Source organism: Shewanella sp. SP2S2-6, from assembly GCF_031931965.1.
GTDB lineage: Bacteria > Pseudomonadota > Gammaproteobacteria > Enterobacterales > Shewanellaceae > Shewanella > Shewanella baltica.
Genome location: NZ_JAUOEQ010000002.1, coordinates 247761 through 274305, shown reverse-complemented (window position 1 = coordinate 274305; position 26545 = coordinate 247761). Strand labels below are relative to the sequence as shown.

The 26545-nt window shown below is 47.2% G+C and carries 25 protein-coding genes; 11 read left to right on the top strand and 14 right to left on the bottom strand.

Going from position 1 to position 26545, the window contains the following annotated elements:
• Positions 1–164 precede the first annotated feature (164 nt).
• From Q4Q57_RS03155 to sfsA, 8 genes are all read right to left on the bottom strand, one after another.
• The gene (locus Q4Q57_RS03155) at positions 165–692 is read right to left on the bottom strand and encodes a hypothetical protein (RefSeq protein ID WP_107946593.1); all 528 of its coding nucleotides are present in this window, start codon (positions 690–692) and stop codon (positions 165–167) included.
• Between the two features lie 407 nt (positions 693–1099).
• On the bottom strand, positions 1100–1945 hold the full coding sequence (gene panC, locus Q4Q57_RS03150; RefSeq protein ID WP_311889713.1) for a pantoate--beta-alanine ligase: 846 nt from the start codon (positions 1943–1945) through the stop codon (positions 1100–1102).
• Positions 1946–1972: 27 nt separating this feature from the next.
• The gene (gene panB / locus Q4Q57_RS03145) at positions 1973–2767 is read right to left on the bottom strand and encodes a 3-methyl-2-oxobutanoate hydroxymethyltransferase (RefSeq protein ID WP_006082971.1); all 795 of its coding nucleotides are present in this window, start codon (positions 2765–2767) and stop codon (positions 1973–1975) included.
• Between the two features lie 56 nt (positions 2768–2823).
• Positions 2824–3312: a 2-amino-4-hydroxy-6-hydroxymethyldihydropteridine diphosphokinase gene (folK, locus tag Q4Q57_RS03140; protein ID WP_311889712.1), complete on the bottom strand. Its 489-nt coding sequence runs from the start codon at positions 3310–3312 to the stop codon at positions 2824–2826.
• Entirely contained in the window at positions 3312–4853 is a 1542-nt protein-coding gene (locus Q4Q57_RS03135; protein WP_311889711.1) for a polynucleotide adenylyltransferase PcnB, read from the bottom strand. Before Q4Q57_RS03135 ends, folK begins: the two co-directional genes overlap by 1 nt.
• A 19-nt stretch (positions 4854–4872) precedes the next feature.
• The gene (gene gluQRS / locus Q4Q57_RS03130; protein ID WP_311889740.1) at positions 4873–5787 is read right to left on the bottom strand and encodes a tRNA glutamyl-Q(34) synthetase GluQRS; all 915 of its coding nucleotides are present in this window, start codon (positions 5785–5787) and stop codon (positions 4873–4875) included.
• Between the two features lie 163 nt (positions 5788–5950).
• Positions 5951–6394 (bottom strand): RNA polymerase-binding protein DksA, encoded by a 444-nt coding sequence (gene dksA, locus Q4Q57_RS03125; protein ID WP_006082967.1) that lies wholly within the window; start codon positions 6392–6394, stop codon positions 5951–5953.
• 163 nt (positions 6395–6557) lie between these two features.
• Positions 6558–7262 carry a DNA/RNA nuclease SfsA gene (gene sfsA / locus Q4Q57_RS03120; RefSeq protein WP_311889710.1) on the bottom strand — a complete coding sequence of 235 codons (705 nt, stop codon included), beginning with the start codon at positions 7260–7262 and terminating at the stop codon, positions 6558–6560.
• Between the two features lie 177 nt (positions 7263–7439).
• Between sfsA and pepB the strand changes: the two genes are divergently transcribed.
• On the top strand, positions 7440–8732 hold the full coding sequence (gene pepB / locus Q4Q57_RS03115; protein WP_311889709.1) for an aminopeptidase PepB: 1293 nt from the start codon (positions 7440–7442) through the stop codon (positions 8730–8732).
• A 190-nt stretch (positions 8733–8922) separates the two neighbouring features.
• Positions 8923–9432: a GNAT family N-acetyltransferase gene (locus Q4Q57_RS03110; RefSeq protein WP_220775939.1), complete on the top strand. Its 510-nt coding sequence runs from the start codon at positions 8923–8925 to the stop codon at positions 9430–9432.
• A 464-nt stretch (positions 9433–9896) separates the two neighbouring features.
• Here the strand turns inward: Q4Q57_RS03110 and Q4Q57_RS03105 are convergent, their stop codons facing one another.
• The 3 genes from Q4Q57_RS03105 to Q4Q57_RS03095 all read right to left on the bottom strand — a co-directional run bounded on the left by Q4Q57_RS03105 (position 9897) and on the right by Q4Q57_RS03095 (position 12147).
• Positions 9897–10784, bottom strand: coding sequence for a phosphoribulokinase (locus Q4Q57_RS03105; protein WP_006082963.1), 888 nt, complete (start codon positions 10782–10784; stop codon positions 9897–9899).
• Between the two features lie 90 nt (positions 10785–10874).
• Positions 10875–11120 carry a YheU family protein gene (locus Q4Q57_RS03100; RefSeq protein WP_311889706.1) on the bottom strand — a complete coding sequence of 82 codons (246 nt, stop codon included), beginning with the start codon at positions 11118–11120 and terminating at the stop codon, positions 10875–10877.
• Entirely contained in the window at positions 11104–12147 is a 1044-nt protein-coding gene (locus Q4Q57_RS03095) for a hydrolase (protein ID WP_311889704.1), read from the bottom strand. Before Q4Q57_RS03095 ends, Q4Q57_RS03100 begins: the two co-directional genes overlap by 17 nt.
• Positions 12148–12335: 188 nt before the next feature.
• Here Q4Q57_RS03095 and Q4Q57_RS03090 point away from each other — a divergent pair, with 188 nt between their 5' ends.
• From Q4Q57_RS03090 to Q4Q57_RS03080, 3 genes are all read left to right on the top strand, one after another.
• The gene (locus Q4Q57_RS03090; RefSeq protein WP_259483494.1) at positions 12336–12842 is read left to right on the top strand and encodes a TAT leader-containing periplasmic protein; all 507 of its coding nucleotides are present in this window, start codon (positions 12336–12338) and stop codon (positions 12840–12842) included.
• A 69-nt stretch (positions 12843–12911) separates the two neighbouring features.
• A complete protein-coding gene (locus Q4Q57_RS03085) occupies positions 12912–14507 on the top strand; it encodes a GMC family oxidoreductase (protein ID WP_311889702.1) in 1596 nt (531 codons plus the stop codon).
• 51 nt (positions 14508–14558) lie between these two features.
• A complete protein-coding gene (locus Q4Q57_RS03080; RefSeq protein WP_311889701.1) occupies positions 14559–14969 on the top strand; it encodes a GFA family protein in 411 nt (136 codons plus the stop codon).
• 77 nt (positions 14970–15046) lie between these two features.
• Here the strand turns inward: Q4Q57_RS03080 and Q4Q57_RS03075 are convergent, their stop codons facing one another.
• The gene (locus Q4Q57_RS03075; protein ID WP_311889699.1) at positions 15047–15508 is read right to left on the bottom strand and encodes a TIGR02444 family protein; all 462 of its coding nucleotides are present in this window, start codon (positions 15506–15508) and stop codon (positions 15047–15049) included.
• Positions 15509–15562: 54 nt separating this feature from the next.
• Positions 15563–17476, bottom strand: coding sequence for an ABC transporter ATP-binding protein (locus tag Q4Q57_RS03070; RefSeq protein WP_311889698.1), 1914 nt, complete (start codon positions 17474–17476; stop codon positions 15563–15565).
• A 253-nt stretch (positions 17477–17729) separates the two neighbouring features.
• On the opposite strand from Q4Q57_RS03070, the gene Q4Q57_RS03065 reads away from it, so the two are divergent.
• The 6 genes from Q4Q57_RS03065 (at position 17730) to Q4Q57_RS03040 (ending at position 24281) form a co-directional block, all read left to right on the top strand.
• A complete protein-coding gene (locus Q4Q57_RS03065; RefSeq protein ID WP_212600453.1) occupies positions 17730–17933 on the top strand; it encodes a YheV family putative zinc ribbon protein in 204 nt (67 codons plus the stop codon).
• 651 nt (positions 17934–18584) lie between these two features.
• Complete coding sequence (locus Q4Q57_RS03060) at positions 18585–18983, top strand: hypothetical protein (RefSeq protein ID WP_311889696.1); 399 nt, start codon at positions 18585–18587, stop codon at positions 18981–18983.
• A 130-nt stretch (positions 18984–19113) separates the two neighbouring features.
• Positions 19114–19950 (top strand): hypothetical protein, encoded by an 837-nt coding sequence (locus Q4Q57_RS03055; protein ID WP_311889694.1) that lies wholly within the window; start codon positions 19114–19116, stop codon positions 19948–19950.
• 413 nt (positions 19951–20363) lie between these two features.
• Positions 20364–21221, top strand: coding sequence for a pirin family protein (locus Q4Q57_RS03050; protein WP_259504448.1), 858 nt, complete (start codon positions 20364–20366; stop codon positions 21219–21221).
• Between the two features lie 322 nt (positions 21222–21543).
• Complete coding sequence (dbpA, locus tag Q4Q57_RS03045; protein ID WP_311889739.1) at positions 21544–22920, top strand: ATP-dependent RNA helicase DbpA; 1377 nt, start codon at positions 21544–21546, stop codon at positions 22918–22920.
• A 287-nt stretch (positions 22921–23207) separates the two neighbouring features.
• Complete coding sequence (locus Q4Q57_RS03040; RefSeq protein ID WP_311889691.1) at positions 23208–24281, top strand: hypothetical protein; 1074 nt, start codon at positions 23208–23210, stop codon at positions 24279–24281.
• A gap of 221 nt (positions 24282–24502) precedes the next feature.
• On the opposite strand, the gene Q4Q57_RS03035 is transcribed toward Q4Q57_RS03040, so the two are convergent.
• Positions 24503–26050 carry a DEAD/DEAH box helicase gene (locus tag Q4Q57_RS03035; protein ID WP_012586890.1) on the bottom strand — a complete coding sequence of 516 codons (1548 nt, stop codon included), beginning with the start codon at positions 26048–26050 and terminating at the stop codon, positions 24503–24505.
• Between the last annotated feature and the right edge of the window lie 495 nt (positions 26051–26545).

Sequence of the window (26545 nt, the reverse complement as noted above, 5' to 3'; positions counted from 1 at the left end):
ATTAAAGCATGTTTAAAGGCGAACTATATGGTGTTTATCTTCGGTTGACTTTAAATCACAATGAAGATTTTAGTGAGCGGTTTTATGAGTTAAAAAATTCAACCATAGTGGTCGAATTCCTTGGTGAATGAGTGACAAGCTGAGCACTAACCTTTTATATGAGATCAGTGTTTCTCTGGCTCCTTCGATTCTTCAGGGGAGACCTCTGCACTGATCTGGCTTTTTCTATCCTTCAGTTGCTGCATTGCGCTGTTATTGTTCACAGTCAGCGCATTGAAGCGAGTATTGATATCGTCCATTTCGTTGATGTATTCAGGATCGCTTTTTTCTTTATTTTGCCAATAACGTTTACGCTCTAGTTTTTGTAATTCACTGGCGCGCAGAATTTCAAAATAGCTGTTCTCCTGTTTAAGTCGATAGATTTCGCCATCGAGTAATTGCAGCAATTTTTCTTTAGAAATGGTTTGGCGATTCAGTAGCGCTTGCAGGGGATCGACTGGAATGTCCCTTTTATCTGAGTCGACTTCCGTGGTGATCCCCAACTGATATTCGATTTTATGTTGACTAAACTCCTGCGGGCAAGCGGTTTGGCTAAAGACAATTTTGTCATCTTTACGGCATTTATAAATGGTATTTGCCTGTACTGCACTTGGCAAAATAACACAGATTAGGGTGAGTATCAGTCTTACCATTAGGCCACAAATCCTTTGTACACTTGCATAGCGATTATGATTTAGTTCTTTGATTACAATCGATAAATAGTCAGCTTAATGCTTGCGCCATTAAGTCTATTCAATCAGTGATTTATCCCTCGTCCCATGGGACGTTGGTTTTTTGGGCCATTAAACCTAAGGTATTAAAGTATTAGCTATATATCAGTAAAGGGGCAAATTTACTGTGTTTATTGTAGTGGCCAAGATTTTACTTATCGCTAACATCTGCATCATACTATGGCGTAAGTTAAGGGATAAAACCAGTTTTTTGACGATTCAATTTTTTGGCGCTAAGGTTGATTCTAAACGATAAATTTAATGGTGCGCGGCAGATTCAAAGCATAAAAAAGGGAGCGAGAGCTCCCTTTATTGATTGACGCTAACTATTAGCGATCGAACCTTAAGTTATCGATAAGCCGTGCTTTACCTATATAGGCGGCGGCTAAAATCACTAAGGCTTGATCCTGATGTTGGGCCTGTTCTAGCGTGTGAGCGTGGCGAATTTCGAGATAATCCGGCGTAAAACCGGCCGCGATTAACTTGGCTTTTGCTAGCTCGGTCACTTGTTCAAAACTTTCACCTTGCTTGATCCCAGTGGCCATGGCATCTATGGCTTGTTTTAGTGCAGGCGCTGCGGCTTTTTCTGCGGCAGTGAGGTAACCATTGCGCGAACTCATGGCTAAGCCTGAGTCTTCACGTATGGTATCAATACCGATAATTTCAATCGGTAATGACAAGTCTTCAACCATAGTTTTGATCACTAACAGCTGTTGATAGTCTTTATTACCGAATAGCGCAACATCGGGCTGTACTATGTTAAACAATTTACAAACGATAGTCGCAACACCACGAAAATGTCCCGGACGGCTCGCACCACAAAGCACGTCGGAAATCCCTGGGACTTCGACATAGGTTTGCTGCTCTAGACCCTTGGGATACATCACGGCTGGCGTCGGGGTGAATAACAGCTCAGCGCCAGCGGCGTTGAGGGCTTCGCTGTCGGCAGCCAGTGTGCGTGGGTAAGCATCTAAATCTTCGTTCTGACCAAATTGCATTGGATTAACGAAAATTGAGACCACCACATGGTCACACTTGCTCGCGGCTTCTTTGACTAAAGTAATGTGTCCCTGATGGAGATTGCCCATGGTGGGCACAAAGGCGACGGTTTCGCCCTTGGCACGCCATGCACGCACTTGGGTGCGAATATCATCAATATGGGCGCTAGTGATCATTGAGCCTTACCTTGCATAAATCGGTTATTAGTTAAAAGTGTGTTCTTCGCCAGGGAATGTTCCTTGAGCAACTTCGTCGATATAAGCACGCACGGCAGAACGAATTTCACCGGTTTGTTTTAGGTAGTTTTTCGAGAAACGTGGAATATAACCACTTGAAATACCTAACACATCATGCATCACCAAAATTTGGCCATCGGTCGATGCGCCCGCGCCAATCCCAATAACCGGAATTGTTAAGGCTTGAGTGATCGCCGCTGCGAGTGGCGCTGGAATGCATTCCACAACCAATAGTTGAGCACCAGCTGCTTCTAACGCTTTTGCTTCGTCGAGGATGCGCTGGGCATTTTCGGCATCGCGGCCTTGCACTTTAAAACCACCAAATACATGGACTGACTGAGGCGTTAAGCCTAAATGAGCACACACGGGAATACCGCGTTCGGTGAGCTTAGTGACCGTTTCGAGTAACCAGTGGCCACCTTCGACTTTGACCATGTTCGCGCCAGCCTGCATTAACTCAGTGGCATTAACCATAGCTTGTTCTGGGGTGGCGTAACTCATAAAGGGCATATCGGCGATCAGAAGGGCACGTTCGATACCGCGACGGACACAGCGAGTATGGTAAGCGATATCAGCCGTAGAGACGGGCAGGGTATCGTCATGGCCTTGGAGAACCATTCCTAGAGAATCGCCGACGAGCAGCACATCTACACCTTCGCTATCGAACGCGCTGGCAAAACTGGCATCATAGGCTGTCAGTGCCGTGAATTTTCTACCTTCCTGTTTGTATTTCAACAGGGTTGAGCTAGTAATTTTAGACATATGGATGATCTTCAAACCAAATAGAAGTGGTGTTATAAGCTAACTGGGGACGGACTTCAATGATCAATGCCCAGTTGTTGTAACTCGGCCAACATTTTTGTATCGATAAGACTGCCGATTGCAGTGTTGCATGGCAGAATAAGATTTGGTGCGATTGCGGCTAAAGGCACGAGCACAAAGCTGCGCTCTTTCATGCCGTAGTGGGGCACTTTGAGTCTAGGTATGTCAATGTTCTCATTGCCATACAGGAGTAAATCGAGATCTAAGGTTCTGGGTCCCCAACGCTCAAGGCGCACTCGCCCTTGGGTGTTTTCGATATGCTGCAACGCATCGAGTAAGGCTAATGGCTCAAGATCAGTATCGAAACTGGCCACCGCATTAACATAATCGGGTTGCACCACATCGCCCATGGGCGTCGAATGGTAATAGGGGGAAACCAGTAGACTATTGCCTAAGGCTAATGCGGACAATGCCGTGACGGCATTGTCCAATTGCGTCTTGGGATCTTCAAGATTTGCGCCTAATGCGACGTAGACGCGAGTCATTATTCAGCCGCTTTCGCTTTTGGCGTGCCACTTGTTTTAGGTGCGCTCGTCGCGGCTGAACCATCGGCATTCGGCGCGCGAGGACGGCGACGACGTTGAGTGGCATTACGGTTGCGATTGGGCGATTTAGTGCCGCTACGCGCAATGGCTAAGCGTTCCGTTTCATCGGCTTCAACAAACTGTTGCCACCAAGCGGCACTCTTAGCGACATTACCCGCCTCGACTTCGCCCCTGAGCAATAGCAAATCGTATGCAGCTCTAAACTTAGGGTGTTCCATTAGTTTAAAAGCACGAGTACCTTGGCTACGATCAAAGCGTAACTGCAACTGCCAAATGTCTTTTGCTGGTGTACTAAAACGGCGCGGAATGCTAATGGTTTGGCATTGCTGCTCCATCACATCGCCCATAGCGGCAAAGAAGGCATCGTATAACGTCAGGCCACTTTCAACGGCAATATCTTCGGCGCGTTGACGCAGTGGATACCAGAGAAGCGCAGCATAGAAGAATGAAGGCGTCACCGGCTTATCTTCGTTAACTCTTTGATCTGTGCTCTTCATGATGGCTTGCACCATTTTCATGGTCGTGCCTTTAGGATCATCTTTTAGCAGAGCGGCCACTTGCGGAAACAGCGGCGCGAATAGCTTGTACTCTTGCATCAGTTCGAAGTTGGCTAAGGCTTTGCCTGCAAAGAAGAGTTTCAGCACTTCTTCGTACATACGCGCTGCGGGAATATCTTTTAGCAGTGGCGCTAATTGTTTAATCGGCGCCGCAGTGACGGTTTCGATACCCATGTTGAGTTTAGTGGCGAAACGCACCGCCCTTAACATACGTACCGGATCTTCACGGTAACGGGTTTCTGGATCGCCAATTAATCTTAGGGTGCCAGCTTTAAGATCTGTCATACCGCCGCCGTAGCTGCGGATCGAGTAATCGCTGATATCGTAATAGAGGGCATTGACGGTAAAGTCGCGGCGCTCAGCATCTTCGTCGATTTCGCCATAGACGTTATCACGTAGCAAACGCCCTTCGGCATTGGCTTTGGAAACTTTCTCATTGCTTTCGCCATGGTGACCACGAAAGGTCGCCACTTCGATAACATCGCGGCCGAAAACGATATGGGCCAGACGGAAACGACGGCCAACGACTCGGCAGTTGCGGAACAGTTTTTTGATTTCTTCCGGTGTCGCATTGGTCACTACGTCGAAATCTTTCGGTTCAATCCCTAAGAGTAAATCGCGTACACCGCCGCCGACTAAATAGGCTTTAAAACCTGATTTATTCAGTCTGTATAACACCTTAAGGGCATTTTCGCTGATTTGTTTGCGCGAGATGGTATGGGCATCTCTTGGCACTAACTCTAAGCTTAACGCTCCAGAACTTTGTTCAGGCGTTGTTGGTTCAATCTGAGCTGGAGTCGGAGCGGTCGTTTTAGGCGCGTCTTCAAATAGCTGTTTGCAGAATTGGCTGATACGGCGAAAAATGGGACACCTCGAAATATGATCTGTTATTTGATTAAAAATCTGGCGGCTATCATATACCAAATGCGGCCTAATGAGTATATCAGGGCTCGATCAGTATCTCAGATTGTTGCGGTATAGTGGATAATTGAAATTGCCCCACGGCTTGAGCGAGCATTTGCGCCACAGAACCTTGGGTCTCAACGGGTTGTTGGCCTAAAAATGCCAGCGCCGCATTGAGGCTCGACTGCGGATTAAGCGTATCAATTGCCTGTGCATGATTTTGTTTTGAGAGCTTAAAACCTTTACTTAAACAGGCGAGTGGCAAGTGAAGCCATTGCGGTGCCGCCAAGCCAAAGTTTTGATACAAACTCAGTTGGCGACAACTGGCTTCGATTAAGTCACAGCCTCGAACCACTTCAGTGATCCCTTGATAAGCATCGTCGAGCACTACGGCCAGTTGATAGGCGTACAGGCCATCGCTGCGTTTGATAATAAAATCCTCGGCGGCAAAATGGCTATCGACGCAAATATGCCCCATGAGGTTATCGTCAAATTGTTGCACTTGCGCGGTATTAACTATCCGCACCGCCCCAGACTTAACCACATTTGCAGCTTGGGTTTGTGGCAAGCGGTGACAGCGGCCATCGTAGACACCGCCCATGGCTTGAATTTGCTTGCGACTACATTGGCAGAAATAGGCTTTATCTTGGGCGAGTAGTGAATCAATTTGTGCTTGATAGGCCTTAGTGCGCTGGCTCTGATAAAGCGGCACATCATCCCACTCAAATCCATAGGCTTCTAAGGTGTGTAAGATATCATCGGCAGCGCCTTTGACTTCCCGCGGAGGATCGATGTCTTCAATGCGAATCAACCATTTGCCCTGTTGCGAGCGCGCACGCAGATAACTGCCAAGGGCGGCGATAAGCGAGCCAAAGTGCAAGGCACCCGAAGGCGAAGGCGCAAAACGGCCGACATAGGGGCGATGAGTTGAAGTTGGAGAAGATAAAGTCGCCATAGTACTGAGTAAGCAGCTAGTGTCAGTCAAAGTGGGCGTATTTTAGAGGGATACAAGGATAAAAGCGAATCGGGGTAAATTGGAGTGAGCTTGGCTTAAGCTCGTCGAGCTTAGGAGTTGTTAGAAACAAATAGGCGGGGAAATCCCCGCCCAGTATGCTTGATTAACCAGCCATTTGTTTCTCTTTGATCTCTGCAAGCGTTTTACAGTCGATACATTGATCGGCTGTTGGACGCGCTTCGAGACGGCGGATGCCGATTTCGATACCGCAAGAATCACAGAAGCCGAAATCGTCTTCTTCAATTTTTTGCAGTGTTTTTTCGATTTTTTTGATCAGCTTACGTTCTCTATCGCGAGCACGAAGTTCGAGGCTGAACTCTTCTTCTTGTGCTGCACGGTCAACAGGATCGGGAAAGTTTGCGGCTTCGTCCTGCATGTGGCTAAGAGTACGGTCGACCTCTTCACGCAACTGATTGCGCCAAGCTTCAAGAATTGTCTTGAAGTGACCCAGTTGCTTAGCGTTCATATACTCCTCACCCGGCTTTTCCTGGTAAGGATTTACACCTGCGATAGCGAGTACGCCAAGTTTTTTGGTGCCTTCAGGCATAACGCATCTCCTGTAATCATTTGCGTTTGTAGGGCGTCCTTAAGAACGGCCGCTATCTATAGCAGAATCTTCACATCGAGGCAAACTTTTCATTCTGCTTTGATTGAATTTTTTGACTATGTTCGCTAATTCAACTGAAATCAAATTTAACTCAGCCTTAACATCATACTCGTACATCGCAGGCTTGGGCTAGGTGAATCTCAGTCGGGGACATTTCACAGCGATAGGCAAGGACTTCCACTCCAGCTAACACAGCTATTTTCAGTAACTTAGCATATTCAGGGTCGATATGTGCTGCGGGTGCAACACTGAATATGTCACTGTGCTGTACCACAAATAGCAATACGGCTCTGTGGCCTTGACTCACCATGTGCATCAATTCACGTAGATGTTTTTGACCGCGTTGGCTTACAGCATCAGGAAAATAACCTTGGCCATCCTCGAGCAAAGTACAACTTTTGACTTCTATATAACAGGCGGGTTTTTGAGCACCCTGTAGCAGGATATCGATGCGACTATTTTCATCACCATATTTAACTTCACGGCTTAGGCTGTCATAACCCGTGAGTTCAGTAATGATACCTTTATTGATGGCTTCTTCAGCTAAGGTGTTGGCCTGACCCGAGTGGATACCGATTAAGCCAGCATTGGGCGTGGTCATCAGTTCCCAGGTATGGGCATATTTACGTTTAGGGTTATCAGAGGTAGAAAACCATACGGTTTCACCGGGATACAGGCAATTACGCATAGAGCCGGTATTGGGGCAATGTAGGGTGATCTCACTGCCATCGCTTAGCTGCACATCGGCCAGAAAACGCTTATAGCGGCGCAATAAAATGCCCTGTTGTAGTGGCGGTGTAAATTCCATCGGTAGACCTATATCGGCTGTTCTAGGCCGCAAAGCCTAGCAAATTTCGCAAATGTTTACAGATTTTACCTGAGTAACTTCAGCCAATCGCTTTGCGTCATCGCCTGCTAGCAGTAAACTGCCGCCATAAAGTTTGTTCTGATTGTTCTAAAACGAATCGAAAAATAAGGATCCCTAATGAGTGAACTAAAAGTAACTGAATTAATGAAAGTGCAATTAACCAAAGAAGCACCAGCCGCCCACTGGGGCAAGGCTGATGTGACTTATACTGCCGACGGTGCGCAAATTCATTTAGCAGGTGGCGATGAGCTACGCCAAATTCAAATGGCGGCCCGTAAACTGCGCAGCCAAGGCATTAGCAGTGTGGAATTAGCTGGGCAGTTTTGGGATCTCAATAGCCAGTGGGTGTTTGCCCAAGGTTTCGCGACGGCAAAACCTGGTTATCAAATCCATTGGTGTGGTGAGGAAGCTGTACAAGCCGAATTGCAGCGCAGACTCGATGTGGCAACTTTTGCCCGTCAACTGATCAACGATACGCCTGAAAACCTATCGCCAGTGAAACTCGCCCAACAAGCGGCGAAATGGTTGGCTGAAATCGGTGGCGACAAAGTGAGCTATCGGATTATCGAAGGCGAAGCGCTGCTGGAAGAACAGTGGATTGGTATCCATGCAGTGGGCCGCGGCAGTGAGCGTCCACCAGCAATGTTAGAATTAGACTTCAACCCATTAGCCGCCGATGCACCCGTGTCTGTGGCGCTTGTGGGTAAAGGGATTACTTTTGATTCTGGCGGTTACAGCATTAAAGCCTCTGAAGGCATGTTAGGTATGAAATGCGACATGGGCGGCGCGGCGACAGTGACTGCAGCGCTCGGTTTAGCAATCAAATCTGGCCTAAACAAACGGGTTAAACTCTTCTTATGTTGTGCTGAAAACTTGATCAGCGGCCGTGCCTATAAGTTAGGTGATATTTTGACCTACAAAAATGGCGTGACAGTTGAAGTGGTGAACACAGATGCGGAAGGGCGCCTAGTGTTGGCCGATGGTCTGCAAGCCGCTTCTGCGACAGGCGCTCCTTTTATTATCGATGCAGCGACCCTTACAGGCGCCGCAGTGATGGCAGTGGGTTCTAACTACAACGCGATTTTCTCGCCACAGACTGATGTGTTGCAACTGGCCCAGCAAAAAGCCACGAGTGTTGCCGAGCGTGTATGGCCGCTGCCGCTGGATCCTTGGCACAAAGAAATGTGTCCATCAGCCTATGCTGACACAGCCAACAGCCGCGCAATGAAAGGCGGCGGTGCCGGTGGGGCTTCTAATGCCGCTGGTTTCCTATGGCGCTTTGTTTCACCAGAAGCTAAATGGTTACACGTTGATTTAGCGGGCGCTTTTGAAGATTCTGCTTCTGCTATGTGGGGCGCGGGTGCAACGACCCACGGCGTATTGACTATTAGTGAATTGATCAAAGGCTAAACCTAGCTCTACACTTAGCTCTAAGACTTAAGTCAGATAAGTTAGCTAAGATCCATTAAGGTTCTGCAGACTGGATTAAAACCGCCTACGGGCGGTTTTTAATTGGGTGAAATACTAGGCCAATAGTTTACTTGGCGTTTCAGCGGCTTCATGGCATGTTATGGCTGAGCGTTTTTAATCGGTAAACATGATGATAACTATACGAAAAGCAACGAAAGCGGATGCTCAGGCCTGCTGGGATATCCGCAATGCAGCCATCAATAAAGGCTGCGCCGGATTTTATGATGTGGGCGATCTGATTATTTGGACCGAAGGCGAATTGACCGAGCAATTTAGCCGTATCGTCGATGCACATTTTTATGTGGCAGAGTTATCCTCTGACGAGTTGGCGCTTAAGACTGTGGTTGGCACTGCTATGTTGGATGAACCCTATGCCCAGATAGAGGCGCTATTTGTTTCCCCCGATGCTATGGGGCTTGGGGTCGGTAAAGCGCTACTGCAATTTATTGAAACCATGGCTTTTAATCAAGGTATTGCCCAGCTGAGGTTGGAATCGACTTTGAATGCGGTGGATTTCTATCGCCACTGTGGTTTTGGTGGTGAAGGTTTAGAAGAGGAGTCGATCTACTGCTCGCCTAGAGGCATAGCCTTAGAGTGCAGGGTGATGTACAAGAATCTCGTGCGCAGAAAATCAGTTTAAAATACAGGCTGACTCAAACACAGGTATGGAGTTAACTGTTTATTAAGAGGTTGCTGACATACTCAAGGAAATCAACAGATCAAGATGGAGGAATTAACTTATATAGTTTCGTTAAAAAAGTTGCTGACATACCCGAGGGAATCAACAGATCAAGCATGGATGTGGAATTAACTCTGAAGATTTAAAAGTTGCTGACATACCCGAGGAAATCAACAGATCAAGCATGGATGCGGAATTAACTCTGAAGCTTTAGAGTTTAAGATAAGGTTGCTGACATACTCAAGGAAATCAACAGATCAAGATGGGGGAATTAACTCCCAAGAGTATGCCAACTATCGTTCTTTCGCCTGAAATCCCGATGCCGATAAGATTAGCGCTAATGGCTTAAATCAAACTTAATCTATTGCAAAAAAAGACTTATTTCCTTAGCCTTTCGTTAAATTCGCCCCCCCATTCGCAAAGTTTTAGTTTGCTTCGGGAGTATTGAGTTGCTGGCGTTTTTCCATCAAATCTTTAATCAAAGGCGTGAGGATAAGCTCCATCGCCAGCGACATTTTGCCGCCGGGGACGACGAGTGTGTTGACCCGTGACATAAATGAACCTTGGATCATATTGAGGTAATAGGGGAAGTCGACATTATTGATACCGCGGAAGCGGATCACCACAAAGCTCTCGTCTAAGCTCGGAATATCTTTGGCACTAAATGGGTTAGAGGTATCGACCGTCGGTACTCGTTGAAAGTTAATGTGAGTGCGGGAGAACTGTGGCGTCATGTGCTTAATATAGTCGTCCATACTGCGCACAATCGAGCCCATGACTTTTTCACGGCTGTGGCCACGCTCCGAAGTATCGCGGATAATTTTTTGGATCCACTCTAAGTTGACTATGGGCACCATGCCGATCAGCAAGTCCACATGCTGGGCGACATTGGCATCACCAGTAACTACGCCGCCATGTAAGCCTTCGTAGTAGAGCATGTCGGTATTCTCAGGTAGCGGGCGCCATTGGGTAAAAGTGCCGGGCATTTGGTTAAAAGGCACGGCCTCATCGAAGGTGTGTAAATAGCTGCGGGTTTCGCCTTGGCCTGTGGCGCTGTAATCGCGAAAGCATTGTTCCAAGCGGGCAAAGTTATTGGCCTCTGGGCCAAAATAGCTGAGGTTGCGGTTTTCAGCTTGGGATTTGCGGATCATCACTTCCATTTCAGCGCGGGTAAAATGATGAAAGCTGTCGCCTTCGACAAAGGCGGCGTTAATCCCTAGTTGGCGAAAAATATGGCTAAAGGCGGTGGTCGTCGTAGTGGTTCCCGCGCCTGATGAGCCTGTAACTGCAATAATGGGATGTTTTGCTGACATTTTTTCTACCTAGCTAGGAACCAAAAGAGCCGCTTATGGGGAAGCGATAAAAACGCGAGTACTATTTATACGGTACAGAGGTAGGACTGGTCAATCTTGCTGCTGTGCTATTTGATCCGCTGAGCGTATCGCGAAGGACTCATCGTCCTCACTGTACTCTAATTTCAGCTTACCTTGTTTAAGTGCTTGTTGACATTGGACTATCGCCTGCGCCAGTTCCTGCTCATCAAGACTGGCAAAGCTGCCATCCTCCACTTGACCGAAGAGATATTCGCGGATCAAATTGGCGAGCGTTTCCTTCGGGAGTTGTAACAGGGCTTCATAGGGAATGAGCATCGGTGCTTCCTTGGAGAATATTGTCGCCGTTGATGGGGTCTACGCTAAGTGGGTCAACACTTTGATCGCCGAGTAAAAAGTGTAAAATCCGTCGCTCAAGATAGAAGCGCGGTTTCCAAGGTGTACCGCCTTCGATAAAGCCAACATGACCGCCATAGGGATGCAGTTCGTATTCTACATAACCCGATAATTGGTTTGGCTGGGGGATCACTTCATCTGTCATAAAGGGATCGTCCTTGGCATGGATGATAAGCGTCGGTTTAGTAATGCGGCTGACAAAGGGTAAACCACTGGCACGCGTATAGTAATCGTCTACGCCGTCAAAGCCGTGCAATGGCGCTGTGACTTTATCGTCAAAACCATAGAAGGTATTTAAACGGTCGACCTGCAACTGGCTCAGCGGCATAGAGATGGCTAAGTCGGGATCGTTCAGCTTATGGCTGATTTTTTGCTGTAACTGTTTGATTAAATAGCTTTGATATACCTTCGAAAAACCATTTTCTAAACGTTTAGCGCAGGCGGACAATTGCAGCGGCGCCGAGACAACCACTGCGCGAGCTAATAAACTGTCATCCTGATATTCGCCCTGATACTTAGTCAGCACATTGCCGCCTAAACTGTAACCTACGGCTAATAAGGGCGATTGCGGATACGCGCTTTTCAGTGTTGATAGACTAAACTGTAAATCGTCCGTGTCACCACTGTGATAACTGCGCGCGAGGCGATTGGCCTCACCCGAGCAACTTCTGTGATGGTGCACGACTGCTGCGAGTTGCTGTTCTTTACAGGCTTGCAGTATCCGCCGCGCATAATGGGACTGAGCACTTCCTTCTAAGCCGTGGATGATCACCACGATAGGTTTGCCAGACTGCGGAAAATCCTGCCAATCTAAATCGACAAAATCGCCATCGGGCAACTCTAAGCGCTGCCGCTGTAATGCTGGTTTGGCCACTTTAGTGAATACGGGTAAAATCGTTTGTACATGGGGACTCTTGGCCCACCAAGGCGGCATAAAGGAATTTGGCATGGGTGTTTATCTTGGTATCGGCTATTGCTGAAAATTAAAACGTGTGTTTAATTTATATCCAAGCGACTTCAAAATGCTGAAATTCTTATTTTGAGGTCGCTTGGATATAAACGCGTGGGCAGTGTAGCACAATTGTTTTTTATGCTGATATTTAGGCCGACATTTAGATTGATATTTAGGAGATAGAGATGAAGCGACGAACCTTTTTGATGGGCGCGTTTGCCGGTACGGCGGCGTTAGCCTTAGGGGTCAATCTCTATTCTCCTGAGTTTAGTTTGCCCGAGGACAGCGAAGGCAAAGATTATCGTTTGTTGTTTAGCGTGCTTTTGCCTGTGATGCTCGACGGCGCCTTGCCTGATGTGGCCATCCATAAGTTGGCGGCGCAAAACCGCACTTTAGATGCCATCAAACAGTCGATTGCTGTGTTACCCGATGAGCAGCAAACCGAGTTATTTGAACTGCTCGATATGCTCGAAAATCGTCTTGGTTTACTGGTACTCACCTCGAGCATGACGCCGCTATTGATGCGCTCTCCCGCCGAGTTAACTGATATGTTAGAAACCTGGCGCCACAGTTATTTTGCGCTATTACAAACCGCTTATCTCGGGTTGCGGGAATTAGTGATGGCCAGTTACTACGCTTGCCCTGAACACTGGAGCCGCCTGCATTATGCCAAACCTGAACTGTTCAAATAGCTCGCCCGTTTGTAACCGAATAAAACGCCCAATAATAAGCATCTTACCCGCGACAGTGGAGTACTCAAGTTGGCAGTCATAGATCCTATAGTGAATGGTTTAAACTCAGGTTGGTTACATACCGACGCGAGCCAATTGCAAGAAAACCAACAGTTTGAAGCCGATGTGATTATTGTCGGCACAGGTGCTGGCGGTGGTGTGGCGGCTGAAATCCTCACCCAAGCAGGGCTGAGCGTGATCATGATTGAGGCTGGACCACTAAAATCCTCCAGTGATTTTAATATGGAAGAGCGGGTCGCTTATCCCAACTTGTATCAACAAGCCGCGGCGATGAAAACCGCCGATAAGGCGATTGGCATTTTTCAAGGCCGCGCAGTCGGTGGCTCAACCACAGTTAACTGGACTACCTCTATTCGCACGCCGACCGAAGCGTTAGCTTTTTGGGCGCAACATAAATCGGTTGCTGGGCTTAATCGCGAGAGTTTAGATCCTTGGTTTGAGCAAATGGAACAACGGCTCAACATTCATGAATGGAATTATGAGCCTAATCGCAATAATGCCGCCCTGAAGCAAGGTTGTATCAATCTTGGCTGGGAACACACAGTCATTAAACGCAATGTGGCGGGCTGTTGGAATACTGGCTATTGCGGCATGGGTTGTCCGGTCAATGCGAAGCAATCTATGTTAATCACCACCATTCCCTCGGCACTTGAGAAAGGCGCGCAGCTGATCAGTCGCGCTAAAGTGACTAAGATTGAGCACCATAATGGCCAAGTCTTTGCGTTAAAGGCGAAGGCGTTGGATGTGAATTTACGACCCACTGACGTTGAGCTGTTATTTAAGGCCAAACATTATATTTTGAGTGCGGGCGCTATCCATACGCCGACGATTTTGATGCGCTCGCAGGTGCCAGATCCCCACAAGCTTTTGGGTAAACGCACTTTTTTACATCCGACTTTGTTATCCGGTGGCGTGTTTGCCGATTCGATAAACGGCCATAGCGGCGCGCCGCAATCTATCTATTCCGATGAATTTGTGTGGAAGAATGATGCCGATGGTGAGCTGGGCTATAAACTCGAAGTGCCGCCAGTGCACCCGATTTTAATCGCCTCTAAAACTTTAGGATATGGCGCGAGTCATGCCGAGTTGATGGCGCAGTTCAATCAGTTGCAAGTGACTATTGCCTTAATCCGCGATGGTTATCATCCCGACAGTCAGGGCGGTGAAGTGCACTTAACGCCTAAGGGATTTACCTTAGATTATCCCTTGACCGATGCCTTTTGGCGGGCCGCGAGACGCGCTTTTGCCAGTATGGCGGAGTTACAATTCTCGGCGGGCGCCTTAAAAGTCTTACCGATCAGTGATGGTATGCCTTACTTATCTTCGTGGAAAGACGCCAAAGAGAGCATTGCGCAGATGTCACTCGCGCCACTGCGCACTATCGTCGCATCGGCGCACGTAATGGGTGGTTGTCCCTTCGGCGAAGATAAAAAGCTTTCTATGGTCAACAGTTATGGCCAGTCGCACTATTTAGAAAATTTATCTGTAATGGATGGTTCTATCTTCCCGACCAGCCTTGGCGCTAACCCGCAGCTATCGATTTATGGCATCACGGCACGTAATGCGACCGCACTCGCACAGAAGCTTACTGACGGTAAAGCCTGATGTTATCTTATCAAAATGCAGCTTAGCTTGATAAAGCTTGATGGGGTGTGAATGTCTGAAAACATATTACGGGAAGGTGGTTGCTTATGCAGGGCGATTCGTTATCAGGTTGAAGGTGAACCCTTTGATGCGGATTATTGCCACTGCCGTTCATGCCAAAAAAGCACGGGATCTGCATTTGGGGCTTGGATGGATTTTAAACTCAGCCAAGTGATTTGGCTTAAAGGTCAGGTGACTGAGTTCGCATCGTCCGAGCTTATCCGCCGTGGATTTTGTGACCAATGCGGTACATCGTTAACCTACCGACATATTCAATATCCCGATTACTCGACCTTGAGCATAGCGAGTCTGGACGATGCTAACCAAGTTCAGCCTAGGTACCATATTTACACTGAGAGCCAGCTGAACTGGTTGGTGATTGAGGATAACTGTCAACGCTATCCACAAGGCCGCAGCTGTTAGCGATTTGATGATCACTGGGTTGATTTGATCGATCTAACTTAGCTGTGCTTGATTTAACGTGATTTGTTTGGATTAGATCAGGGGGCGATTAAGCCGATTTCGTTGGCGTCCATGTCACTGAGTCCAAACAGGCTTAAGTAACTCACCAGATTCGTCGCTTGGCCGCTTGGGCAGAGTTCATTGAGTTTATTTAAGATGGTTCGTTGCGCTTTACGTTCCATCATTAGCTCAACGGCGAGCATCTGCTGATACTCTTGCTCATTCAAGCTGGACTTAGCGAGTTTACGTAATTTGCGGTAGGGCATGAGAAATCTTTCATCCCATTCACCCACGGCGCTCATCAGAGTTTGCCATTGGTCTGTACTGTATTGCTGCGGCCCAGACACATCCATAGTGATATCTAAATATTGTGCCAGTAGCAGTAGATTGACGTTCACCTGACAGCTATTTTGCAATTCGAGGCAGAGCGCTTTGTTTTGCGCATAGCTCATATCACACCATTGCCAGAGTTGACTGTCGAACTGGGTTAAAACCGCCATACTATTTCCTTGTATTGCCGCTGCTACTGACTTTTATTTAAAAGAATGCTGGAGTTATTGTTGCTCCATGACCTCAAGTTCCATTGCATCTATCTCTTCTTGCAACTCGAGCCATTGCATTTCACTGTCTTCTAGGGTTTGCGTCAAGCTCGTTCGCTCGGTTAATACCGAGGTTAGCTTGGCTTTGTTATCTTGATCATACAATTCGCTATCGGCCAGCAAGTGTTCTAGCTCGGCGAGGCGTTCGCTCAGCTTTTGCTGTTCGGTTTCTAACTTAGTTTGTTTGCGCTTGAGCGGCGATACCTTTTGGCGAATTTCGGCCTCGAGGCGTTTTTGCTGCTTTTTATCAGCGGCAGGTTTGATCTCGTCACTGGTGCTGTTTTGATTCGAGTTGGCTTTCGCCGCATCGAGCAACCATTGGTGATAATCGTCTAAGTCGCCGTCGAAGGCGCGCACTTCACCTTGATCGACCAGATAGTAATCACTACAGGTTAAACGCAGTAAATGCCTATCATGCGAGACGACAACCATAGCACCTTCAAAGGTTTGCAATGCCATTGTCAGGGCGTGGCGCATCTCTAAGTCTAAATGGTTGGTGGGTTCATCGAGCAGCAATAGGTTAGGGCGTTGCCAAACTAATAGCGCCAACACTAAACGGGCTTTCTCGCCGCCAGAAAAGGGGCGTACAGGTGAGAGCGCCATATCGCCGTTAAAACCAAAACCGCCTAAGAAGTTGCGTAGTTCTTGCTCTCTGGCATTGGGCGCCAGACGCACTAAATGCTGCATCGGCGTATCGTCGAGGCGCAAAAATTCGATTTGATGCTGGGCAAAGTAACCGATATTGACGCCAGGATTAGGTTCATACAAACCTGTCATTGGCGATAACTGACCCGATAACAGCTTGATTAATGTCGATTTACCTGCGCCGTTACGGCCAAGCAAACCAATACGCGCACCCGGTACTAAGTTTAAATGCACCTTGCTCAGGATTGGCTTATCGCTATAACCGATCGCGACTTGCTCCATTTTAATCAGTGGATTGGGTAGGGCTTCTGGAGCACGAAACTCCATATAAAAGGGGCTATCGGCTTGAGACGGCAACAACTCAGTCATGCGCTCTAGTGCCTTTAAGCGGCTCTGCGCTTGTTTGGCTTTACTCGCCTTATAACGGAAACGGTCAACGAAGGACTGCATGTGCGCACGTTCTTTTTGTTGGCGTTCGAAGGCGACCTGTTGCTGCGACATACGTTCGGCACGAATGCGCTCAAAGGCACTGTAATTGCCTTTGTAGAAATTGAGTTTTTGATTTTCAACGTGGACGATTTCATCAACGATTTCATCGATAAAGTCCCTATCATGGCTGATTAAAATCAGCGTGCCTTGATAGGACTTAATCCAACCTTCGAGCCAGTACATGGTATCTAAGTCTAAGTGGTTGGTGGGTTCGTCGAGGAGCAATAAGTCAGAGCGGCACAGCAGCGCTTGGGCTAAGTTGAGGCGCATACGCCAGCCGCCCGAAAAGCTTTTCACTGGATTGCTTTGATCGGCTTCACTAAAGCCCAGACCCGCTAACAATGAACCCGCGCGCGAATGAATAGCATAACCACCGATAGCGTCGATTTTGCCGTGTAAGAGTGCGATGGCATTGCCGTCGTTCTCTTCTTGGGCCTGGTGTAATAGGGCTTCTAATTGGCGATATTCGCTATCGCCATCGATCACATATTCCAGTGCCGAGACGTCGAGCGCAGGGGTTTCTTGGGCCACAGTGGCAATTTGCCAGCCAGAAGGCAGACTAAATTCACCTTTATCTAGGCTTAAGTTACCTAAAATTAATGCGAGCAGTGAAGATTTGCCTGTGCCGTTAGCACCGACTAAACCGACCTTATGGCCGGGATAAATCGTCAGAGAGGTCTCATCTAGCAGGGTTTTGCTGCCACGGATTAATTGCGCTTGGTTGATGCTGATCATTGACTACAACTTGGTTAGAACGTGAATTCGTCAGGGCACAGATAATAGCGTACAACCCCGTATCAAACCACAGACTTCCCCGATAACTCGGACAATTATTCGACTTTTCAGGACGATCTTCAGTGAATCGCATCCCATCGGCTTAAGGCCTCATACTTTCAGGTAACACTGGTATTCAATCATCAGTGTGGCAAAATAGCGGCAATTTTTTCGGCCGAGTCCCTTGGCCCTGCTATCTGGTCCTTTATCTATTATGACAAACACTAAAATCAAAAAGCGTTTCGTAGCCGGTGCTAAGTGCCCCAAATGCAGCGCCAAAGACAGCATTTTACTCTACAAGGAAAACGGCATCGAAACCATTGAATGCACTGAGTGTGATTACCGTGAACAGCAAACCGATGAAAAGGTGACAGAAAAAGCTACCGGCGCTGTAATCGGCGTGTTTAAACCGGATTAGGTTGAAGATTCAATTCAAGTGAGAATCTGAATGTGACCACTTTTAAGGTCACATTCTAAAGCTTGGCTAACCATTCAAGATAACGGTCTCGTCAGTTGTGCAGCATGAATTGTTATTGTTTCCCAGTGACTCGCCGCCTATTTCTTTTAAAAGAAGCATCCCTGAGGACTCAACTAGAGCATTCCTGTTTTAGAAGGTCACTGGTGCAACAATACCAATCTACACTAACCCTTTGGTTGTTCGTTCAGCTAAAAAGCTATTGCCCCAAAGTTTGCTAGCACTTGTTTAGTGAATCGAAAACTGACGAACGAGTTGCCCTACAAAATCTCATTAATTAGCTAATGTTTGGCCCTACTGTACAGCGACTAGCAATGTATCGGTATACAGTCGTATTTAAATTTAGGTATTTTGGGGGTATTTGAAGACAAGAACAGTGCGCACTAACTCCATCAGCAACAAATAAAAATCTATAAAATCAGTTGACTATAGTAGCTGACTTTAAGTTAATAGGTTTGGAAAACGCACATGCGCGTTTCTCCTGATGGTGTATTTGGCAGAAAGCTGATAAGTTCTTTGCATACAGATAGTTAACCGTGCGAATTTTCACAGGTCCAACGAGGTGAACGCGCATGCGCACGAATAAAATGTTAAATGGCAATCATGAAAGCGAAGTTACTTTCTACAAACGGAACATATCTTGAGGCTCTTCTAGAAATTGAGGGTCATGAATACTGTGTTATGGATGAATTGACTCTTGATATCGACAATATGCCAAAGGCAGGAGAGCCTTTTGAATTTGAATTCTCAAACATGCTAGATGAAGTAGAATCTTGGGAGTCCATTTTTCAAGGAAACCCAGAAAAGAAGAAGTGCCTTGAACAAATTGATGGTTGGAAATACAAAGCTTATGGACAAATAACCTCTATCAATCCAGTTAAGGTAGATTGTGGAGTGCTTGTTGAGGAGGATGTTATACATACCCATGATCCAGCTGTCATTGGCGAGTATATTGCGTTTACCATCAGTAGGCTCGGTGGCTATGCCATTTAACAAACGCCACCACACCGCGCCTTCGGCGCTCGACTCGCAACAAGTTGCTCGCGTGTGTGGCGGGCGTTAAATTCCAAAGGAGTTCATCATCACTTCAATAATTTGTTGGAGAAATCAAGAAGAGTCCGATGTGATTTGGGCTGTAAGTGATTCTCGAGTTACAGGCAGTAATGGCAGCGTCATGACGGACAACTGCCCTAAGTTATTTAAAATCGATGTAAATGCATTTAGAGAGGATGATTATTTAAAAGTCAGACCAATCAGGTTGTTAAGCTTAGGTTTTGGATTTTCTGGTAGCACACTGATCGGTACTAATGTCAAAGAAATGTTGAGTACGTTTCTTGGTAATCTCAATGAAGTTTCTTTCACAGATGCACCTGACTACCCTTTTGAGCAGCGTATACCAACCTTGTTCCAGGTTGCTGAATTAGCAAAAAGGATTGGAGAGCGTTACATCATGAGCTTGGGGCAATCATACCCAGCAAATGCCAGGTGTGAATTTTCATTATTTGGATATTGCAAACAATCATCATCACTTAAGGCATACAAACTATCAAACTCACCAACAAACCCTACTGAGCTAAATATAGAAGGAGTAAATATATCAAATGGTTCGTTCTTGATCATTGGTGATAGGAAAAAAGAAATATCTGATCTAATCGGAGAGAAGAGATCTCAGTTTGAAGTAAACAGTTTAAACTGGTGGAGAGCACCTTTTATCACGCTCACAAACATTCTTCGCGATGAGCGTGCAGCTACTATTGGTGGCTATCTACAATTTTGTATTTCTTCTTCCATTGACACAAGGATGTATTTTATATCGCCTTCTGAGGGGGCCGGAGCAAGTATCGTTGGGTTTGACCTATTTACAGAAGTTGGATTGATTGGCGGTTTTCTTCCGGGCATAAATGTAGGTATGTCAATGCCTGGTCCAGATGGCTGGAATTTTACAAGTGGTTCCAAGTGAAGCCTGCGGCTCACCTGAACCAAGCGTTAGCCCATAGAAATTTTAATCCGAACTCCACGGATTAGAATAGAAAACCTAGCTCGCTTTTGTCCCAAAAGTGTGTTGCGTATGTCTTTAAATCTACAGGTTACGCTAAAGCCAAAACGGTTAGCTAGGGTGATTAGCCAGACGACCGTCCACCCCATGAACGGACTGTCTGTGAGTTGACGAGTAAATGCTATGGCCAACCTGTGTGAGTGGGTATCAGCAATTTACCATTCTATTTTTTCGAATGTTTAGGCCGTGATTTCGCGTTATTCTTTTGTAAACTTCCTTGTTATTCTGCCTCCATCAGCAAAGCGTTTGCGTCTTGTGTTAGCCGCAGTATTTTGGCGTTTCACGCACCGCTTTGCTCAACTGATAGGAGAGCAGCAATGAAAGTATTAAGTCAGTTTTCCGCCAAAGCCGCGATGGATGGCGATGGTGTCAATATTCGCCGTGTCGCCGATTTTGTGACGACTAAATTTGATCCTTTCTTGATGATCGACGAAATAAAATCCGATGATGAACAAGACTTTATTGGCGGTTTCCCTGCACATCCCCATCGCGGAATGGAGACGTTCACTTATATTCGTAAGGGCGGTTTTGAGCATCGTGACCAAATGGGCAATGTGAAGGCGATTCGTGCCGGCGATGTGCAGTGGATGAGTACCGGGTTCGGGGTAGTGCATTCTGAAATGCCACTTGCCGATGCTGTCGATGGTCTGCATGGATTCCAAATTTGGGTCAACATGCCCGCCAAAGACAAGCTGCGTCCAGCGAAGTATCAAGATACTGCGGGTAGCGCTAGCGTTGAAGCGACCAATAACACTGGCGCTAGCTTAAAAGCCTTAGCGGGTGATTGGGGCTTTAAAGATCAACCACTGATTAGTGCAGCCATCCAAGGATTAGCGGGCGAAGCTGCCATTGCTGATTTGAGCCTAGCGCCAAACGCTGAGGCCACGCTTGATTTGTCTCAACACGAGTTTGTCGCCTTGTACTTGTACCAAGGTGACTTAAGCAAGGGTGAAGATTCACAGTGGTCATATCATCAGGGCGAGTTTTTAGTGCTTGATAGCCAAAGTGTGCTTAAGCTTAAAGCCGATGAGCGCGGCGCTGGGATGCTACTGTTTGCCGGTAAACCTATCCGTGAAAAAATCGTCCAGATGGGTCCATTTGTAATGAACACCCAAGCGGAAATTCAGCAGGCGATTCGCGATTATCAAGAAGGGCGTTTCGGACAAATCGCGTAATCTGTTAAATCTGCCGCGCTGAGCTAATTCTAAATCTAAGCCTAAGCCTAAGCCCTGTATTCCTACAGGGCTTTTTTGTTGCTGTTCACGCCTGCTATGCCTATTGCTTAAGGACTTGAGGCAAAAGCCGCGCTTTGTTGCTACAATAGCCGTGCTTTTGGGTTGAGCGAGCCTAGCGCTTTATTCTTAACTCAAGCTAGCCTGAATCTTGATAGACCAGTTTAATCGATAAGTAACGCAATTTCAGTAACCTAGCAGCCGCTTCGTTACCCACCACAGGATATTCACCTTGAGCAACTCTGATACTAAGCCTAATCCATCAATGGCTTTTTCGACTCTTAAGCTAAAACCCGAACTGCTTGAGAACCTTTCTTCTATGGGCTACAACGAGATGACGCCAATTCAGGCGCAAAGTTTGCCACCCATTTTAGCGGGGCTGGATGTGATAGGTCAGGGTAAAACTGGCTCGGGTAAAACGGCCGCCTTCGGCTTAGGATTACTGAACAAGTTAGACGTTAAACGCTTTCGCATTCAAACCTTAGTGTTATGCCCAACCCGCGAGTTGGCCGACCAAGTGGCGCAGGAAATTCGTACCCTTGCCCGTGGTATTCATAACGTTAAAGTACTGACACTTTGCGGCGGTGTGCCTATGGGGCCACAGGTTGGCTCGCTGGAACACGGCGCGCACATTATTGTGGGTACGCCGGGTCGTATCGTCGATCACTTAGATCGCAATCGCTTAGATTTAAGCAATCTCAACATGTTAGTACTCGATGAAGCTGATCGCATGTTAGAAATGGGCTTCCAACCCGCCCTCGATGCGATTATCGAACAAGCGCCACGTGAGCGTCAGACGCTGCTATTCAGCGCGACGTTCCCTGAACAAATTCAATCGATTGCTAAGCAAATCATGTATGACCCAAGCATGGTTAAAGTTGAAGGTAATCACGACAGCTTAAGCATCGCCCAACATTTTTATCACTTAGACGATGACAAGGCGCGCATGCAAGCGCTGCAATTATTGTTGTTAGAACATAAGCCTGAAAGCGCAGTGGTGTTTTGTAACACTAAACGCGAAACCCAAAAAGTGGCCGATGAGCTTGAAGGTTTAGGCTTTAGCGTATTGGCTTTGCACGGTGATTTAGAGCAAAGAGACAGGGACGAAACCCTGCTGCAATTTGCTAATAAGAGTGCCTGCGTCTTAGTGGCGACCGACGTTGCCGCCCGTGGTTTAGATATCGATGCGCTGGATGCCGTGTTTAACTATCACGTCGCCTACGACACCGAAGTCCACATTCACCGTATCGGTCGTACTGGCCGTGCGGGCAGTAAAGGCGCCGCTTATACCTTCTATAACGACCAAGACGGTTACAAGATTGCCTTGTTAGAAGAGTATTTAGAGCGCGAAATTACCAGCGAATCACTGCCATCTGAAAGCCTGCTCGGCAACACGCCTGCAGCGCCAACCATGATCACTTTGCAGATCGATGGCGGTAAGAAAGAAAAACTGCGTCCAGGGGATATCTTAGGCGCGCTGACGGGCGAAAACGGTATCGAAGGCTCACAGGTGGGTAAAATCCAAGTGACCGATTACCGCGCCTATGTGGCCGTTAATCGTAAGGTTGCCAAGAAAGCGCTGAACAAAATTACTGGCGGCCGCATTAAAGGTAAATCTTACCGCGCTTGGCCAATGAAGTAAGCTTGGCTTAGCTTGAGTTGAATCGTACCTCGATTTAATTCACTTCACTTTTAAAGGGAATAAACTCAGGTTTATTCCCTTTTTTGTTGGGTGTGATTAATGCAATAACTGAGTCTTTTTGTTTTGTAAATGCTAATTAAGGTGGGCAGTTAAGTAACACTTTGTATTTGTCTGCTGAATTGATATGCCCCTCAGCTTGCCTGTGTTAGAAGTGATTCTGAGTAAAAAATAAATGAGCGGATTAACGGCTTTGTCAGGTGATAAGGCTGCATCGGTTTGGAGTATTTATGTTTCGATGGACTATTTTACTAAGCCTCTTTTTAAGCGCAGCGAGCGTTGCATCAATTCAGCCAGAGCCGCAACCGGAGTCTAAGTCAGAGTCGCAACCGTTACAGCACTTCATCTATATTAATCATCGTGAGGCCAACGGAGAAAACATTCGTGCCGACAAGGCGCTGCGCGATCCCCGTTTTGGCGGTGCGCAGATTGTTTATACTTGGCGCTGTTTAGAGCCTAAGCAGGGCGAATATGATTTCAGCGCGATTAGGGCCGATATTGCGTATCTCGATTCGATAGGCAAAAAATTGTGGATCCAGCTGCAAGATAAATCCTTTACGCCCAGAGTCAATGTGCCGCGTTATTTGCTCGATGATCCTATTTATCAAGGCGGCGTGTTGAAGCAAAGCATGTTGAGTGCACCAGAGCGTGATCCTAATAAACCTGTGACGGATGATGAGTATGGCTGGTCAGCCAAAATGTGGGAGCCCTCAGTACGTGCGCGTTATCAACAATTGGTGCGTCAGCTTGGCCAAGAGTTTGATGGGAAAATTGCGGGCATTAACTTTAGTGAAAGCTCAATTGATGTGGGGACTGAAAACGCCGATGGAACGACCACCTTCCCCAGTGATTTTAATCCTAAAGCCTATATCGATGCGATTGGCGAGAATATGCAGGTATTAGCTGAGTCATTTCAGCATTCAACCGCTATGGTGTATTTGAACTTTTTGCCAGACGAATGGCTGCCATGGAATGATAAAGGCTATATGCGAGGCTTATTTGCGCAAGCCAAATCGCTCAACATGGGTGTGGGTGGCCCAGATCTGATGCCTTACCGTAAAAGTCATATGGCACAAAGTTATGCCTTTATTAAAGAGTACCCAGTGACACTGGTGAAAGGTATGGCGGTGCAAGACGGTAATTTGCGGCAGATTAATCCTAAAACGGGTAAAAAGAATACTGTGCCTGATCTGCTGGATTTTGCACAAAACTACCTAGGGCTCGACTACATTTTTTGGGTTGAAGATGAACCCTATTTTACGGATGAAGTCCTGCAGCAGTTGCCAGATACAAAGGCGAATTAACTTAGGTTGCTGTTTAAAGTTTTTTTAAGGCAGTTGTTTAAAGTGGCGATTGTTCAAGCGAGTTATTGGTCAAAGTGTGGATAACGCGCTAAACGTATTGTGCAGCTTGTTGAATATATAAACAAAGACAAACAAAAACGCCCAATTCCATGCGGAGTTGGGCGTTTCTTTTTAGGGCTTAATGCGGCTAAATCGCCAAGCGAGTTCGCTCAGCGTGTGCATTAATCCTGTGAATTTCTTGGACGACTCGCACCGTTATTTGGGCGACGGGTATTTTTCTTTGGGCCATTGGCGTAAGGGTTCTCACCCGCTTGGCCACGATTTTCGCCAGAACCTGAACGGCTTTCACTTGGACGACTAGCGCCTGCGCTATTCGCACGGCCATCGTTTGAACGTGCTGGACGTGGTTTGGCTGAATCAGCACGAGGTGCGCTACTGGCTTCACCGCTGTGTCTTGGGTTCTTGTCGTTTGGCTTGTGACCGCGCGCGACGTCACCGCTGCGTTGACCATCTTTATGCTCGGCGCTTCTTGGGGCACCATCGCGTGAGCTAGGTTGGTTTGAGCTGCGGGTATTTCTACGGCTTGGCACTGATTTACCGCTGCTTTTTCCGCCGCCACCTAAACGTGACTCAGGCAATACATGGTTAAAGCCTTCAACCATTTCTCGGTCTAATACGCGATTGATCAAACGCTCGATATCGTTCAGCAGTTTGATTTCTTCGTTGCTCACCAGTGACACGGCTTGACCCGATGCGCCAGCGCGGCCAGTACGGCCGATACGATGCACATAATCTTCAGGCACGTTTGGTAAGTCGAAGTTAACCACTTGTGGCAATTGGTCAATGTCCAAACCACGGGCGGCGATATCGGTCGCAACCAGTACGCGAGCTTGACCATTTTTAAAGTCGGCCAAAGCTTTAGTACGGGCGGTTTGGCTCTTGTTACCGTGGATAGCGGCGGCTTTAATGCCTGCATCTTCAAGGCTTTTCGCCAGACGGTTAGCGCCATGTTTAGTGCGCGAGAATACCAGCACTTGTTGCCAATCGTTTTGCTTGATGAGTTGGATCAACAGTGCCGATTTTTGGCTCTTATCGACTGGGCAAACCCATTGTTTTACTGTGGTCGCCGCCGCGTTACGTGGCGTGACCGAAATTTCGACCGGATTGTTCACTAAGCCTTTTGCCAGCTCACGAATTTCATCGGAGAAGGTGGCTGAGAACATCAGGTTTTGGCGTTGCTTAGGTAAAATGGCCAGGATCTTACGGATGTCGCGGATAAAGCCCATGTCGAGCATGCGATCGGCTTCATCTAATACTAAGATTTCAAGCTGGCTGAATTTCACCGCTTTTTGATTGTACAAATCCATCAATCGACCTGGTGTGGCGACTAATACGTCGACACCGTGGCGTAATTTCGCGATTTGTGGATTGATAGGCACGCCACCAAATATCACCGCTGAGCGCAGTGGTAAATTCTTACCATAAGTTTCAACACTTTCTGCAACCTGAGCCGCCAATTCGCGTGTCGGAGTTAACACTAATGCGCGCACTTGGCCTGCTTGGGCACGGTTACCTTTACTCAGGAGTTCGAGCATAGGTAGGGTGAAACCTGCTGTTTTACCTGTTCCTGTTTGGGCGGCCGCCATCACATCTTTGCCTTGAAGCACAGCGGGAATTGCTTGAGCTTGGATTGGCGAAGGTGTGTCGTAGCCTTGTTCGGCAACGGCTTTAAGTATCGGGGCCGATAAGCCCAGGGAGGTAAAACTCATAGATTGGTCTCTTGTGGCAACGCTTTGCTGCATTTATGGTCAATAGCCAGGTCTGCTGGCGGGCGTGCAGCTTACAGGATCGGGGCCCTAAGTGCCATCGAATAAAGACTTTTGCATAGGGTTTCATTCATATTGGCACATAAATCGCTTGTCAGCGGCTTTCACTCGGTCTCGCTTATCTTTTAGGCGCAAGTTTCCTCAGCCGAATTTGAGCTTATTGAGGGCGAATCTGCGTCCTACGAAGTGCCGTTTTGTACTGGTAGAGGCTTTGTAGGCGCACTTTTACTGTTATTTTGGGGTGCGGTTGAGCCTAATGGACTCACCAAATGTACAGTATGGCTATCTGGCTGATTCAATCAGCGAAACAAGCCGGTTTAAAGTTAACTCGTCGACTTTTATATCTAAAAATTAGAGTGAGTTAGCGGTAGATCACGCTAGATTAATTTGAGTGGTATAAACTCAAGACGATAGGAGTAGAATTCATCAATATCTATT

Coding starts and splice junctions, on each gene's coding strand:
- Q4Q57_RS03155 (WP_107946593.1), bottom strand. CDS start 692: ATGGTAAGACTGATACTCACCCTAATCTGTGTTATTTTGCCAAGTGCA.
- panC (WP_311889713.1), bottom strand. CDS start 1,945: ATGATCACTAGCGCCCATATTGATGATATTCGCACCCAAGTGCGTGCA.
- panB (WP_006082971.1), bottom strand. CDS start 2,767: ATGTCTAAAATTACTAGCTCAACCCTGTTGAAATACAAACAGGAAGGT.
- folK (WP_311889712.1), bottom strand. CDS start 3,312: ATGACTCGCGTCTACGTCGCATTAGGCGCAAATCTTGAAGATCCCAAG.
- gluQRS (WP_311889740.1), bottom strand. CDS start 5,787: ATGGCGACTTTATCTTCTCCAACTTCAACTCATCGCCCCTATGTCGGC.
- dksA (WP_006082967.1), bottom strand. CDS start 6,394: ATGCCTGAAGGCACCAAAAAACTTGGCGTACTCGCTATCGCAGGTGTA.
- sfsA (WP_311889710.1), bottom strand. CDS start 7,262: ATGGAATTTACACCGCCACTACAACAGGGCATTTTATTGCGCCGCTAT.
- pepB (WP_311889709.1), top strand. CDS start 7,440: ATGAGTGAACTAAAAGTAACTGAATTAATGAAAGTGCAATTAACCAAA.
- Q4Q57_RS03110 (WP_220775939.1), top strand. CDS start 8,923: ATGATAACTATACGAAAAGCAACGAAAGCGGATGCTCAGGCCTGCTGG.
- Q4Q57_RS03105 (WP_006082963.1), bottom strand. CDS start 10,784: ATGTCAGCAAAACATCCCATTATTGCAGTTACAGGCTCATCAGGCGCG.
- Q4Q57_RS03100 (WP_311889706.1), bottom strand. CDS start 11,120: ATGCTCATTCCCTATGAAGCCCTGTTACAACTCCCGAAGGAAACGCTC.
- Q4Q57_RS03095 (WP_311889704.1), bottom strand. CDS start 12,147: ATGCCAAATTCCTTTATGCCGCCTTGGTGGGCCAAGAGTCCCCATGTA.
- Q4Q57_RS03090 (WP_259483494.1), top strand. CDS start 12,336: ATGAAGCGACGAACCTTTTTGATGGGCGCGTTTGCCGGTACGGCGGCG.
- Q4Q57_RS03080 (WP_311889701.1), top strand. CDS start 14,559: ATGTCTGAAAACATATTACGGGAAGGTGGTTGCTTATGCAGGGCGATT.
- Q4Q57_RS03075 (WP_311889699.1), bottom strand. CDS start 15,508: ATGGCGGTTTTAACCCAGTTCGACAGTCAACTCTGGCAATGGTGTGAT.
- Q4Q57_RS03070 (WP_311889698.1), bottom strand. CDS start 17,476: ATGATCAGCATCAACCAAGCGCAATTAATCCGTGGCAGCAAAACCCTG.
- Q4Q57_RS03065 (WP_212600453.1), top strand. CDS start 17,730: ATGACAAACACTAAAATCAAAAAGCGTTTCGTAGCCGGTGCTAAGTGC.
- Q4Q57_RS03060 (WP_311889696.1), top strand. CDS start 18,585: ATGGCAATCATGAAAGCGAAGTTACTTTCTACAAACGGAACATATCTT.
- Q4Q57_RS03050 (WP_259504448.1), top strand. CDS start 20,364: ATGAAAGTATTAAGTCAGTTTTCCGCCAAAGCCGCGATGGATGGCGAT.
- dbpA (WP_311889739.1), top strand. CDS start 21,544: ATGGCTTTTTCGACTCTTAAGCTAAAACCCGAACTGCTTGAGAACCTT.
- Q4Q57_RS03040 (WP_311889691.1), top strand. CDS start 23,208: ATGTTTCGATGGACTATTTTACTAAGCCTCTTTTTAAGCGCAGCGAGC.
- Q4Q57_RS03035 (WP_012586890.1), bottom strand. CDS start 26,050: ATGAGTTTTACCTCCCTGGGCTTATCGGCCCCGATACTTAAAGCCGTT.